The organism is Rhodococcus koreensis, assembly GCF_017068375.1.
Taxonomy (GTDB): domain Bacteria; phylum Actinomycetota; class Actinomycetes; order Mycobacteriales; family Mycobacteriaceae; genus Rhodococcus_F; species Rhodococcus_F koreensis.
The window spans coordinates 364,336-378,450 of sequence record NZ_CP070610.1; the positions used below are offsets into that span (position 1 = coordinate 364,336).

General features: G+C 62.6%; 10 protein-coding genes. 1 reads left to right on the forward strand and 9 read right to left on the reverse strand.

The features are described 5' to 3' along the window. Positions 1-265: 265 nt before the first annotated feature. The 6 genes from JWS14_RS42670 to JWS14_RS42695 all read right to left on the reverse strand — a co-directional run bounded on the left by JWS14_RS42670 (position 266) and on the right by JWS14_RS42695 (position 6,453). On the reverse strand, positions 266-1,255 hold the full coding sequence (locus JWS14_RS42670; RefSeq protein ID WP_338051665.1) for a PDR/VanB family oxidoreductase: 990 nt from the start codon (positions 1,253-1,255) through the stop codon (positions 266-268). A gap of 71 nt (positions 1,256-1,326) precedes the next feature. Continuing rightward, positions 1,327-2,451, reverse strand: coding sequence for an aromatic ring-hydroxylating oxygenase subunit alpha (locus tag JWS14_RS42675; RefSeq protein ID WP_095870043.1), 1,125 nt, complete (start codon positions 2,449-2,451; stop codon positions 1,327-1,329). A gap of 82 nt (positions 2,452-2,533) precedes the next feature. Then, a complete protein-coding gene (locus JWS14_RS42680; RefSeq protein WP_167116890.1) occupies positions 2,534-3,676 on the reverse strand; it encodes an ABC transporter ATP-binding protein in 1,143 nt (380 codons plus the stop codon). Continuing rightward, positions 3,666-4,469 carry an ABC transporter permease gene (locus JWS14_RS42685; protein WP_241031764.1) on the reverse strand — a complete coding sequence of 268 codons (804 nt, stop codon included), beginning with the start codon at positions 4,467-4,469 and terminating at the stop codon, positions 3,666-3,668. The genes JWS14_RS42680 and JWS14_RS42685 overlap by 11 nt, the downstream gene beginning before the upstream one ends. A 3-nt stretch (positions 4,470-4,472) precedes the next feature. Continuing rightward, positions 4,473-5,414 (reverse strand): ABC transporter permease, encoded by a 942-nt coding sequence (locus JWS14_RS42690; protein WP_095870041.1) that lies wholly within the window; start codon positions 5,412-5,414, stop codon positions 4,473-4,475. 4 nt (positions 5,415-5,418) lie between these two features. Then, positions 5,419-6,453, reverse strand: coding sequence for an ABC transporter substrate-binding protein (locus tag JWS14_RS42695; RefSeq protein ID WP_167116893.1), 1,035 nt, complete (start codon positions 6,451-6,453; stop codon positions 5,419-5,421). 311 nt (positions 6,454-6,764) lie between these two features. On the opposite strand from JWS14_RS42695, the gene JWS14_RS42700 reads away from it, so the two are divergent. Next, positions 6,765-8,114, forward strand: a complete 1,350-nt coding sequence (locus tag JWS14_RS42700) for a zinc-binding dehydrogenase (protein WP_241031765.1) — start codon at positions 6,765-6,767, stop codon at positions 8,112-8,114. Between the two features lie 84 nt (positions 8,115-8,198). On the opposite strand, the gene JWS14_RS42705 is transcribed toward JWS14_RS42700, so the two are convergent. From JWS14_RS42705 to JWS14_RS42715, 3 genes are read right to left on the reverse strand one after another with little or no spacing between them, the layout of a single operon-like run. Then, positions 8,199-11,096 (reverse strand): FAD-binding and (Fe-S)-binding domain-containing protein, encoded by a 2,898-nt coding sequence (locus tag JWS14_RS42705; RefSeq protein WP_338051667.1) that lies wholly within the window; start codon positions 11,094-11,096, stop codon positions 8,199-8,201. Continuing rightward, positions 11,080-12,528, reverse strand: a complete 1,449-nt coding sequence (locus tag JWS14_RS42710) for an aldehyde dehydrogenase family protein (protein WP_206016431.1) — start codon at positions 12,526-12,528, stop codon at positions 11,080-11,082. Before JWS14_RS42710 ends, JWS14_RS42705 begins: the two co-directional genes overlap by 17 nt. A 44-nt stretch (positions 12,529-12,572) precedes the next feature. Next, positions 12,573-14,024 carry an aminobutyraldehyde dehydrogenase gene (locus JWS14_RS42715; RefSeq protein ID WP_241031766.1) on the reverse strand — a complete coding sequence of 484 codons (1,452 nt, stop codon included), beginning with the start codon at positions 14,022-14,024 and terminating at the stop codon, positions 12,573-12,575. Between the last annotated feature and the right edge of the window lie 91 nt (positions 14,025-14,115).

A 14,115-nucleotide genomic window follows, 5' to 3' on the forward strand; every position in this document is an offset into this window, starting at 1 on the left:
CCAGTCATGTCCTCTATAACTTCATCGTGGCGGAGACTTTCCTCGCCGCCGACGTCGATGCACACGAGTTCTGGACAGTGCAGACTCAATCATCCGTGACATGAGTTCGCGCGCGGAATTGGGCAATTCTCGAAACTCGCCGGATGTACACGACGTGCGTCCCCGACGATGGACGCTCGGTCCGCATACACGGGAGTAGCCCCTCTGCACCGGGGTGCCCGACGACGATCATCGAACACCCCGGCACGCCACAGGACTCCAAGTCTTAGAGATCCAGCACCAACCGCGTATCGTGACAACGCGAGACACAGATCATCATGGTGTCGTTCGCTTCCTTCTCCTCGTTTGACAGGAGTGAGTCACGGTGGTCGACGCGCCCCGCCAGAACAACGGTTTCGCAGGTTCCGCAAGTGCCCTCGCGGCACGTGAACGCTGGCGCCAATCCATCCGCCTCAAGAGCTTCCAGTACGGAACGCCCCGCAGGCACGATAACGGTGCGGTCACTGCGCTCAAGGCGAACCTCAAATTGGGTGTCCAGGGCATTCTCGATGACTTTGGGACTGAACCGCTCCGAATGGGGCGCTGCCCTTCCCTGATGCGAGCATGCCGCCTCAAGGGCCGTCAACAGCGGCTCGGGACCGCATGCGTACACCTCCGCACCCCGTGGCGTGTTCGACAGAACTCCGTGGAGATCGAGCAGTCCGAACTCGTCTTGTGGCTGGAGGACGACCCGGTCGCCGTATGCCGCCAATTCGTCCCTGTAGGCCATAGAGGCCCGAGTCCGACCCCCGTACAGCAACTTCCAGTCTGATCCGGTTCGCTCAACGCTGGCGATCATCGCTAAAATCGGGGTGATGCCGATCCCGCCGGCGACGAAGAGATAGCTTTCCGCGGGAACCAATTCAAAGTGATTCCGCGGTGCGCGGACTATCAGCTCGCGCCCCGGAACCGCAATGTCGTGAAGCAGTTGCGATCCGCCGCGACCATCCGCCACCCGCAGAATCGCAATGCGATACCTATCGCGATCGCGGGGGTCACCGCACAACGAATACTGCCTAGTCACAGAATCGCTGATAACGACGTCGATATGAGCGCCGGGCCCCCACGCCGGCAACCCGTCGGTACCTGGCGCCGGCGTAAGGGTGAGGGCTATGACGTCGTCCGCGACATCTAGACGCTCGTTCACCAGCACCGCCATATCGGACGTGCGGTCAGCACGGGCAGGCTTCACCGTGACACCTCCGCTGTCGCTCACCAGTTCACCATCGCTCTCATAACGTGACACGGACGTGCGCCGAGGCGTGCGTGAGCACGCCTCGGCCACGACTATCGCCCAATCGCCTCGAGGTATAGCCGCTTGAAATTGCGGTTGATGGTCTCGTAGACATCGTTGTAAGGACCAGGCTCGTATGCGGGAGACTTGAGACCACGCTGGATCAACTCACACAGGTCGTCATCCTGTTGACGGGTGACAATGCCGACTTCGCGCAGATGCGCGAGGTCGTAGTCGACGCCCTCGATTGCGTCTGCGTTCACAAGGCCGATGACGCGGGACTCGGTCGTCGTTGGGGTAAGTGGCTTGTAGGTCGTAATTTTGACAAAGTCGGGCAGGACGACCATCTCCAGCGAACCCGTGTGCCAAGACACGTACGAGGCTTGGGTCGGCGGGCTGTCGGGATCGCCGAGCATCTTCTTGACACCGAACTTGCCGTCGATCGTCAACGACTCGTCCAGGAGCGGGTAGTTATCGGTCCAGTCGAAGTCCCCGTCGGGGATCGTGTCCCCGAGCGGCCCGTCGCGCTCGACGCGAACTACCTTACTGACCTCAGGATGGTTCACAGCACAGTGATAGCACTCTAAGCCATTCTCCCACAGCACTTTCCAGTTGCAATTCAGAATCTTCTTCACGTCCCATGCCACCCGAGTGTGCTCGAGCCTGTACTGGCTCAGATCTGCTGCGGCGAGATGCTCCGCGACGGTGGTTTCCGGGTTTTCACTGAAATTGACGAACACCAGACCAGCCCAGACGTCCACTGCTGCCCTCTTTAGCGGATAGGCGGACTTGTCGAAGTCAGCATGCATGCGAGGCGCGGACATGAGCTTTCCGTCATGATCGAAGGACCACGCATGGTACTGACACACGATGGCACGCTTGCAGTTCCCTTCCTCCGCATCCACGAGGCGTGATCCCCGGTGACGACAGACATTGTGAAGGGCGTTCAGGTCACCGGAACGATTTTTGGTCACGATCACCGAGTAGTCGACGAAGTCGAACTTGATGAAGTCACCCGGGTTTGCAAGCTGCGATATGTGCCCGACATAGTGCCACCGCTTGAGGAAGAATGTGTCCAGTTCCCGCTGGAACCAGTCCGGGCTGACATAGGCATCACGCGGTAAACCAACGTTCGGCAGATCCTTGATTGCAATTTCTGAAGACGCGGTAATAGTCATCGTTCAGTCCTTTCGTGCACCAGTGTGCAGTATGTTCATGGTCCACACCCCAATCAGGGGCAGAGCCCTCTCCCGATCACGGTCAGGTGAGGGCGGGCGTCGCCAGTTCCCGCTCCGCGCTGCTCTGCGCATCCGGCAGAAGCGTTGCAGCACCGAAGTCCCACGAGATGGTGACGTCGTCGCCGCGGCGAAGCTGATCGCCGGTCACCGCAGGCTCTCGCACCGTGATCCGGCCGTGCCCCGGAACATCGATTTCCAAGCGGCGGGTGGCGCCGAGGTAGACAAGATCCGCCACCACGCCCGGCAGCGAGCATCCGTCGGAGGCATTCGTGCAGTTCGAAGCGCCGACTCGGCAGACCTCCGGTCGCAGGAGGAAGGACGCCGACACTCCGATCGGAGCATCCGTTCTTTCGACGCGAACTCGTGAGTCGCCGATGGCGACGACAGCCTCATTGCCGATGTCCTCAGCGGGTCCGGTGAAGATGTTCGACTCACCGAGGAAGTTCGCCACGAAACGGCTGGCCGGCCGACGGTACAGGGTTTCACCCGTGTCGCACTGCTCGATCCTGCCCTCGTTGAACACCGCGATACGATCCGACAGCGTCAGCGCCTCTTCCTGATCATGCGTGACGAGCATGATGGTGACGCCAAGCTCTCGGTGAATGCGGCGGATCTCCCCTTGGAGGGAGTCACGCAGCTTCTTGTCCAGTGCGCCGAGCGGTTCGTCCATGAGGAGAATCGGAGGGTCGAATACCACGGCCCTGGCTAGGGCGACTCGCTGCTGTTGACCGCCAGAGAGCTGCTTCGGGTAGCGATCACCGAACTCTCGGAGATGCACGAGATCGAGTGCCTGACCGACCTTCTCCTTGATCTGTGCCCGAGTCATCTTCCGCCGCTTGAGTGGGAAGGCGATGTTCTCCGATGCCGTCATATGCGGGAATAGAGCATAGTTCTGAAAAACCACGCCGATGTTGCGACGATGCGGCGGACGAGAGCTGATCGACTCTCCTCCGAGCAGGATCTCTCCCGCTGTCGCTGGAGTGAAACCGGCGATCATGCTGAGCGTCGTCGTCTTTCCGGACCCACTGGGGCCCAGCAGGGTGACAAACTCGCCCGGCTTAATGGACAGATCGACCGACTTGACCACGCCATTCTTGCCGTAGTTTTTGCTGAGGCCTACGAGGTCAAGGGCAACGCCCGCCCCGCTGTGCGTTTCAGACCGCATTCTTCTTACTCCTTGTGATACGTACGGCGATGACAGCAAGGAACAGCGCCACAGTCACGCCGCTCGCCAACGCTGATGCTGCAGCGATTGTCGGATCCGAGTCCCTTGCGACGCTCGAATACATCTGGACCGGAAGGGTGGTTTGAAGCGGCGAGGCGAGAAAGATCGACACGAGGGTTTCGTTGAAGGACCCCAGGAAGGCCAGCAAAGCGCCCGTCGCCACACCGGGCAGGATGATTCTGAGCGTCACCAGCATGAAAGTCGTCACCGGCGGTGCGCCGCACGAGGCCGCAGCCTGTTCGAGGCTTCGATCCAGACTCTGTAGTGAAGAGGTCACGCTGATCACCACGAACGGCAGCACGAGCACTACGTGAGCCAGAACGAAACCGAGGACAGTGCCGGAGATCCGCCACTGGAGGAACATCGAGTACATTCCGATGCCGGCGACGACAGCGGGAACAACGGTGGGAAGGAGAATGATCGACTGGATACCTGCGACCAGACGCCGCGACTTGGACCGATGGAGCCCCAGCGCAGCTATAGTGCCTAGGACTGTCGCCAGGACCATGACGATGGTGGCTGTTTGCAGGGAGTTCAAAAAGGCGTTGTACCACTTGGCGTTCTGGAAAAAGTTCTCGTACCACTGCAGTGACCATCCAGGAGGCGGGAACACAAAGCTTCCCGCGCTCGTGAAGCTCACGATCGTCACGACGACGATCGGCGCCACAATCCATACGAACACGATGGCTGCCCAGACGGCCAGCAGAAACCTGCTTGGAGCTATGCGCGACACGAATTAACTCTCCCTCGAGTCGGTGCCCAGGGACGTGATTGCCGGCCCGACGAACCGTCTTCCTGCGAGCAACAGAACCGCGGTGGCCACGATCATGACTGCAGCTATGGCACCGCCACGACCCCAGGACAACAGCGTGCTGATTTGTGTATAGAGGAACTGTGACAGAAGTACCTGGTTGGGCGATCCCAGTAGGTCCGGGGTGACGTAGAAGCCGAGCGAGATGACGAAGACCAAGAGGCTTCCCGCCAGAACCCCCGGAATCGAGAGCGGAAAATACACCTTCAAGAATGCGACGGCAGGACGAGCGCCCAGGGTGTGTGCGGCACGCACAAGACTCATGTCGATTCTGCTCATCGTCGCATACAGCGGCAGCACCATGAACGGAAGCATCGCCTGAATCATCGCGATGGTCGCGCCGGGTACCGATCCCGAGAGTTGCAGCTGTTCCAGCCCCAGAGAACGACCGAGCTGGTCCACCGGTCCATTGTCCTGCAACAGGATCACCCAGGCGAACGTCAATGCCACGGGCGACGAACAGAACTGCACCAGAACCACACCGAGGAGAACCGTTCGCCACATCGGCTTCGCGACGGTGATGAGGTAGGCGTAGGGGTAGGCGATCAGGAGGCATCCGATCGTGATCGCCACACCTGTGACCAAAGTTCGGACAAGAATGGTGACGTTCACTGATTCGCCGAGAAACCACGTGAAGTTGTCGAATCCGCCGACCTGGGGAGCCTGGAAATCCGTGAAGCCCCGCCGCAGCGCCTCGAACGTCGGCCAGGCGAAGAGCACCGTGATCATCGCCAACGCCGGTAGCGCCAGCCAGAGCCAGTCCGATGGCAGCCTCCTGCGGTGCTTGGGTCGCGACGACGATTCCCCTTCGCCGTTGGGTCGAGCGTCGCTGGAGTGGCGACCGTCGACGTCAGCTGTAAGTGTCATGGCGTCAGCCCGCCTGCCAGGTAAGCCATGCCTGGTCAACTCGGTCGTTATTCTCGCTCCACCACTTCATGTCTACGATGTGCGTGTCATCCAGATGGCCGGACTCTGTCGCAGAGAACTTCCTGCCGAGCTCGTCCAGTTCGACACTGGAGCCTTCGACGGTCGGTGCGTACGGAACTGCTTCCGCCAACTGCTCCTGTGGCGCGGGCGTCGCGATGTAGGAGAGGAACTTCTGTGCCGCCTCCTTGTTGGGAGCCCCCTTTGGGATGGTGAGCTGATCCGTTGCTCGCATCGCGGTGTTCCACACGGGCGCGTACGGTGCGCCGTCCTTCGCGGCGGTATGCGCCCGGCCGCTATATACCAACGCCATCGCAACCCCGCCCGAGTTGAGCTGCTCGGTCGACTGGGCAGTCGTCCCGTACCACGAGACGTCGTTCCGCAATGTGGCCAACTTCGCCATCGCGCGCTCGTAGTCGAGTGGGTAGAGATTCTCGGGCGCGACACCGTCTGCCATGAGAGCAAGCTCTAGCTGTCCTGGCACTGCATAATCCCACATCCCCCGCTTACCCGGGTACTTCGCGGTGTCGAAGAAGTCCGCAATCGAGGTGGGTGGATTGTTGCCGAATAGGTCCTCGTTGTAGACCATCACGAACGATTGCTGCAGCACCGGCAGCCCGCAGTCGCTGAAGATCAGATCCGGATCGATCTGTGACATGTCGACAACGGTCCGGTCAATCGGTTCGAGCAGTTCACCACATTTGGCGACAGCGACGTCGGTAGCCACCTGTACGACGTCCCAGGAAACGTTGCCCGACTGCACCATTGCCTGAAGCTTGGCGTAATCGGTCGGCGAGTCCTGAACCACCGTGATGCCGTTCTGCTCCGCGAACGGATCGGTCCAGTACTGCTCCTGAAGCGCCTGACCGTCGCCCCCCCACGACACAAATGTCATCGCATTTTCCGCTCCAGGCGACGCGCCACACGCGGTGAGTAGAGCAACGCTCCCGGCGAACGCTGCTGCAGAGATAGGCTTCTTCATGTTTCTTCTCCTGTCGACGCTGCGGGATGGCCCGCCGGTGGGGTGACCGTCGCGTCCGCGGTTACTGGGGGATGCTCACATCGCAGTGCAATTTGGTCGGACTCTCGCCTGTCCAGGTGTGGCGGCGTTCATCCTCATCACTGATCGTGTTGCCAATCGATTGGTATCGACCATAGCTGTGATGTGTGTCGCACACAAGTCCGAGAGTGAGTGTTTACGTGGACGCAATTGAAGCTGAGCTAATGAAACAGTTCTGCAACAGATGCTCCCCCGCCCTCAGTCTCGCCGGCGCGTCACTTTCGTCCTTAGATATGTCCGCAACAACCGACACCTGGAGCCGAACGCCGCGCGAGATTTTCGCGCTGCCGCAGCTGCAGCCGCGTGTGACATCCCAAGATCCAAGGCTGTTGATTCGCTACGCAATCCGATGCTCAACCATCGACTGCAGCGTGGCCTTCAGGTATCGTTCCAAACGATTGGCAAGGGTTGGCCATCGTTTCCCGAATCCCCTCTGGAGCCCGCCCTGTCATCCTCGACTGCCATCTCGACGAAGGACAATCATGAACTCGATTACGGCCAACGCGCTCGTGTTCACTGCCCAAGGGAACCTCGAACTAGACGTCGTGGACATCCAGGCGCCGGGCCCGGGCGAGATCCGCGTGCGGCTGAAGGCCAGCGGCGTGTGTCACTCCGACCTGCACGTCGCCAACGGAGACTGGGGCTCAAAGGTTCCGACGGTTCTCGGCCATGAGGGGGCCGGAATTATTGAATCGGTCGGCCCCGGAGTATCCCCAGACCGAGTCGGGGAGCACGTCGCACTGTCCTGGTTCGCTCCCTGCCTCAAGTGCAAGTACTGCGTCAGCGGTCGGCAGTGGGCGTGCCGCGACACCACCGCCAACGACGCGGTTATGGCGGACGGGACCACCCGCATCCGCCGAGCAGGTGCCAGCATTCACGCCTTCCTCAACGTCGGCAGCTTTGCCGAGTACGCGGTGGTGCCGGAGTCCGGCGCCATTACGATCCCCGCCGAGCTTCCGTTCGAGATCGCCGCACTCATCGGGTGTGCTGCAACCACCGGAATCGGGGCGGTGCTCAATACAGGCAAAGTGCCGGCGGGGAGTTCCGCCGCGGTTGTCGGATGTGGAGGTGTCGGACTATCGGTGGTGATGGGCCTTGCACTTGCCGGCGCCAACCCGATCATTGCAGTCGACATGTCCGACGAGAAGTTGGCAGCAGCCAAGGCGGTCGGTGCAACGCACGTCATAAATGCCGCCGACGGAACGGTCGTGGAGCAGATTAGGGAGTTGACCGACGGCGGCGTCGAGTACGCCTTCGAGGCAGCGGGGCGGGTGGACACCGCCGAGCAGTGCGTGTCGATGACATGTGCCGCAGGAACCGCAGTTCTGGTGGGCATGCCATCGGGCGGTACGGCCCTGCCTTTGAACCTGCTCGACGTGACCCTCAACGGCAAGTCGGTCGTGGGATGCAGCTACGGCGGTTCCACCCCGTCGCTTACCTTCCCGATGCTGGCGGAACTGTACATGTCGGGTCGGCTTCCCCTGGACAAGCTGGTGGGACGTCGGATCGAGCTCGGCGACGTGCCGCATGCGTTCGAGGAGATGAAGGTCGGACGCGGCCTCCGCTCGGTCGTCTGCTACTGATCTGCAGAGCTCGAGTAACTACTTGACTCTGCCCGCCCACCGGCTCGGTGGGCGGGCAGAGTTTGTCTCTGACCTTAGTGAAGGTCAGCGGCCGGCGAGGAGCTCGGCAAGGTGGAGCACCTCGGTGGCGGGGTGGAGGTTGTCGATCTGGGTGCGGCAGGAGAATCCATCGGCAAGGACAACGGCCTGAGGGGGGAGGGTGCGCAGCGCCGGGAGGAGCTGCGTCTCGGCTACCGCTACGGACACCTCGTAGTGGCCACGTTCGGCACCGAAGTTTCCGGCCAGGCCACAGCAACCACCGACCGTCGTTACCTTGGCGCCGGCTCGCTCCAGAAGTGCACGGTCGGCGTCCCAGCCGATCACGGCATGGTGATGACAGTGGGGCTGCGCGGTGATCTCCAGGCCTGAGAGGTCTGGCGGGGTGTAATCGGCGTCCGCAGAGAGTAGTTCGGCCAAGGTACGCACTGCCGAGGACACCTGTGCCGCGTCCGAGGTGTCGACGAGCTCGACCAGATCAGATCTCAGCGCGGCGGTACAGGACGGTTCGATTCCCAGCACGGTGGCGCCACGCTGTACATAGGGATACAACACGTCAACCGTGCGCCGCAGCCGCCGCCGCGCTCCGTCGAGTTGGCCGGTCGAAGTCCACGTCAGTCCGCAGCACACCTCGCTTGCGGGCAGATGGACCGCGTATCCCGCGTCGTTCAGAAGGTCGATGGTGGCTGTTACCACCCGCGGATTGAAGCTCGAGCTGAAGGTGTCGACGAAGAGAACGACCTCTCGACCTGGCGTGTACTTTCCGACACCCGGTGGTCCAGTCTTCACCGCAGCCTTGAACGCGGCCCTGTCGGTGGACGCGGCCAACTGAGGGATGGAGCGTCGTGCGTCGATACCCGCGAACCACATCAGCGGCCGGTGCAGAGGCTCTACGCTGCTGAGGCCGTTGAACAGTGCTGGGAGGCGACGCGCGAGACGCAACCACAACGGCAGCCAGCCGAGCGAGTAGTGCGAACGCGGGCGCAGCCGCCCGGCATACCGAGCGTTGAGCACCTCGGCTTTGTACTTGGCCATGTCGACACCGGTCGGGCAGTCCGACTTGCACCCCTTACAGCCCAAACACAGGTCCAGCACATCGCCTACTTCCGGAGACTGCAAACCGTTCGGACCGAGCTTTCCCGACACCGCGTCTTGGAGCACCCGTGCCCGCCCGCGAGTGGAGTCCTTCTCGTTCCTCGTGGCCTGGAAGGATGGGCAGATGACGCTGTCAGGTGCCGGGTTCGCTGCGACACATCGTCCGACGCCCGTGCAGCGGTGCACGGCATCGAAGAGACCGGCCGAGTCGTCCGGATAGCTGAACGCCGCGGAGCGCGCCAGGGGCAGTGGCGTCGTGTAGCGGATATCGGCCTCCACCGGAACGGGATCGACAACGATTCCGGGATTGAGCAGGTTCTCGGGATCAAAGTGCGCCTTGACCTTCCGGAAGACGTCGATGGCTGCAGCCGAGTACATGTGCGCGAGCAGCTCGCCGCGCGCTCGACCGTCACCATGTTCACCCGACATTGATCCCCCGTATTTGGCCACGAGTGTCGCTGCATCGTCGAGGAAGTCCCGATAGCGCCGGCGACCCCCACTGTCGTCGAGGTCGAAGTCGATGCGTACGTGTACACACCCGTCCCCGAAGTGACCGTATGGGACACCCGTGAACCCGTGGCCGGTGAGCAACTCTTCGAAACGAGTCAGATAATCCGCGAGGTGCTGCGGAGGCACTGCCGCGTCTTCCCATCCTGCGTGGGCGGGGCGGCCTGTGGACGTACGTGCGACCAGACCAGACCCGTCTTCACGGATCTTCCACAGGGCAGCCATTTGCGCCGACGAGGTCACGACCCGATGGTCCAAGGCCCGGCTGGCGTCGGCCACAGCGTCGGCCACAGCGGCGAGGGCAGACTTCTCTTCGCCGACCACTTCGACGAACAGCCATCCGGCGCCCTCTGGAAGGTCGCGTACTGCAGCCGACCTGTCCGCGACTGCGTTCGTGATGCGACGGTCGAGGCCTTCGCAGGCAACCGGAGAAAATGGAAGGATCGCCGGGACCGCGGCGGCAGCGGCGATCATGTCGGGGAATCCAAGCACGACCATGACTTTGTGCGCAGCGTCGGCAACGAGACGGACATCGGCCTCCACTACCGTTGCCAGCGTTCCTTCGCTGCCCACCAACATTTTCGTGACGTCGAAGCCGTTCTCAGGAAGCAGGTTTTCAAGCGCGTAGCCCGAGACTTGCCGCCCGAACCGGCCGAACTCGGTGCGGATGGTGGCTAGCGAGTTCATCGTGGTGGTTTGCAATCCCCGCAGAACAGATGACCCGTCGCTGGATCCGTCTGCGAGGCTTCCGAGGCGGAGGTGCTCACCCGTACCGGTTACCACATGCAGGCCGTGCACGTTGTCGCTGGTGCGTCCGTACCCCAGAGCCCGCGAACCGCATGCGTTGTTTCCGATCATTCCGCCGATCGTGCATCGAGAGTGGGAGGACGGATCAGGACCGAAACGCAGACCGTACGGGGCTGCGGCTCGCTGCAGCGTCGCGTGTGCGGCGCCCGCCTGTACTCGAGCCCGGTTGCTCTCGAAGTCCACGCCAAGCACGCCGTTGAGGTGTCTCCTGTGATCGACCACGAGTCCGGTGCCGATGGCGTTGCCTGCGATCGATGTGCCGGCGCCGCGGCTGGTAATCGGGATGCCGTGTGCGGTGGAGACCGACATGATGGCGTCGATTTCGTCGATGGCCCGCGGGAACACCACAGCGCTCGGTGGTACCCGGTAAACCGAGGCATCCGAGGAGTACAGCGATTTGGTCAGTGCACTGTCGTCGACCTCGACTCCCTGACGCCGTAGCGCCATCACTGCCTCGACAACCGCGGCGGGTGCGGGGTGCGTCACCGAGGAGATCATCTTGTCCGGTCCGCGTCCGCAGTCATCGGGAGAAGACACAGAGTCGCTCCACGGTGAGTGCGGAGGCGGTCGACTCGGGCCCCTCCTTGGTGTTTCCGGAGTTCCGGAGTCCTCCGTAGGGCATGTTGTCGGCGCGGAACGACGGTGCCTCGTTCACCAGAACCGCGCCGAAATCGAGTCTGTCGGTGGCCGCCAGGGCCTTGTCGAGGTTCTGGGTGAAGACCGCGGCCTGCAGGCCGTACTGGGAGTCGTTCGCCATGTCGATCGCTTGATCGAAACTCTCTACTCCGACGACACTGACCACCGGGGCGAACGCTTCCTTCTGAATGAGATCGCTGGACTGCGCAACGTTGTTCACCACGGTCGGGGGTACAACCCCGTCGGATCGGCGTTCACCGCCGGAAACGACTTCCGCTCCCTGCTCGGTTGCGGAACGTATTGCTGCAAGGGTGCGTTCGGCCACCCGGTTGTCGATCAGTGGGCCGCACACGACCTGCTCGTCCCGTGGGTCGCCGGAGACGATTTCACCGGTTCGTGCGACGAGCAGGTCGAGGAACTCGCCGTGTACGGCGCGATCGACGTAGATCCGCTGGACTGAAACGCAGGTCTGCCCGGCGAAGACGAACGCGTTCGGAGCGAGAAGATTCGCTGCTCGTTCGAGGTCGGCGTCGGGCTCGATGATGGCCGGACTCGCGTTTCCCAACTCGAGGAGGACCTTCTTGCGGGGGTCGCTTGCCGCGATGTGCCAACCGACCTCGGTCGACCCGGTGAAGCTGATCGCCGCGACTCGCGGATCCTGGACGATCGAGGTGCTGATCTCGGCCGGCTCCCCTGGAACCACCGAGAGGTACCCAGCCGGGAGACCTGCGGCAGAACAGATGTCGGCGAGCACGAACGCGGTGAGCGGGGACTGCGGGGCAGGCTTCAATACGACCGGGCATCCTGCAGCCAACGCCGGAGCCAGCTTGTGAGCAACCAGATTGAGTGGGAAGTTGAACGGCGTGATTGCGGTGACGACCCCAATCGGGCGGTTTACGGTGTAGGCCAACTTGTTCGCCCCCGCAGCCGTGGCGTCCATTGCGACCATATTTCCAGTGCGTGTTCGCGCAACAGCGGCCGACACCCGGTACGTGCTTGCTGCCCGGTCAACCTCGGATCGTGCCAGGGCGATCGGCTTACCCACTTCGGACGAGATCAGCAGTGCCAGCTCCTCACGCCGGCGCAGCAACTCCTCGGCCACCCGGTCGAGAACTGTGGCCCGCTCGTGTGCGGGGATCGGAGCGTCGAGCGCCGCATGGGCTAAGCCGACCGCCGCGGTGGCCTGCGCGGCGGTCGCTTGGCCGACACTCCCGACTGCTTCGCCGTCGTACGGGTTTGTGACATGCGCCCGACTCGAGGTGGAGATCTCCTCGCCACCGAGGAGGACGCCGCGCTCGAGCACTTGGCGGGAAAGGGCAGTGGTGAGAGACATTGATGCAGATCTCCTTGAGAGGGTTTGGTGGCCGGGACCGCGTCTTACTCGGGCAGCGACCCGAACATCACGTGCCGCGCCTCTGTGTACTCATGGACGATCGAAGTCGACAGGTCTTTGCCGCCGCCGGAGGCCTTCCCTCCACCGTGCGGGAACTCGGGAGTCACGCTGAGGTGATGATTGACCCAGACGCAGCCGAATTCCAGCTCGCGAGTGAAGCGGAGTGCTCGGTCGATGTCGCGGGTCCACACCGATGAGGCCAGGGCATATGGGGTGCCGTTCGCGAGCTGCAACGCCTCCTCCGCGGTCTTGAAGGACTGCGCCGTGACCACTGGTCCGAAGATCTCGTTCTGCACGACCTCGTCGTCCTGTTGGACTCCGACCAAGATGGTCGGATCCACGTAGTAACCGGGCAGCGCCCTCGCAGCGTCACCCCGCAGCACGTCGACGTGGTCCGGGCAACGGTCGAGAAAGCCAAGCACGCGTTCGTGCTGCCGAACATTGTTGACGGGACCCAATCGGGTTGCGGCGTCACTGGTGAGACCCATTGTCATGCTTGACGCGGCGGCACGGAGTTCGTGGAGAAAGCTGTCGAAAATCGACTCGTGGACGATCATTCGCGCAGCCGCGGTGCAGTCTTGCCCCGCATTCCAGAAAGACGCGAGACCGATGAACTGGGCGGCCGCCGCGGGATCGACGTCATCGAACACGACGACAGGTGCTTTCCCGCCAAGCTCCAGATGGGAGTGCTTGAGGCCCCGCGCGCTGAGCTCGGCAACACGACGACCTGCCGCCGTCGATCCCGTGATCGACACCATCTTCACCAGCGGGTGCCCGACGATCGCCTCACCGCAGTCGGCTGCGCCGGTGACGACGTTCAGAACTCCGGCTGGGAGGAACTCCGCGGCCACCTCGGCCAGAAGCAGGGTGGTCAGAGGGGTGGACTCGGCCGGCTTGAGCACGACAGCGTTACCCGCGGCCAGCGCGGGGCCGCACTTCCACACCGCCATCATCAGCGGGTAGTTCCACGGGGTGACCTGGCCGACGACGCCGAGCGGATCACGCCGTAGGTAGGAGGTCGTGCCAGCGAGGTACTCCCCCGCGGTCGCGCCGCTGAGAGTTCGCGCCGCCCCCGCGAAGAAGCGGAGATGATCAACGACGGTCTCGATCTCTCCGCGTGCTGCGGTGATCGGCTTACCTGCATTACGGGACTCGAGCTGCGCGAACTCCTCGGCCCTGCTCTCCACCGCTTGGGCGATCCTCAGCAGCGCGGTGGAACGCTGACTCGGCGACCCACGTCGCCATGTCCCGAACGCGCGATCGGCGCTTCGCACGGCATGATCCACATCCGAGGGCGAGCAGCGCGGGACGACTGCGAACTCCTCGGTTGTCGAGGGATCGACGATGCGGTCGACGTCCTCTGAGGTCGGGACGTAATTCTTGCCGTCAATGAACGGGTAGGCCGTGCCGGTATGCACCATGGGTTTGATCACCATTCTGTCGTCGGAAGGTTTGTTGCAGGTGACTGACGAGGGCGCTGACCAGTGCAAACGTAAGCAGATCGACTGTTAGCGCCAATCGTTTGGC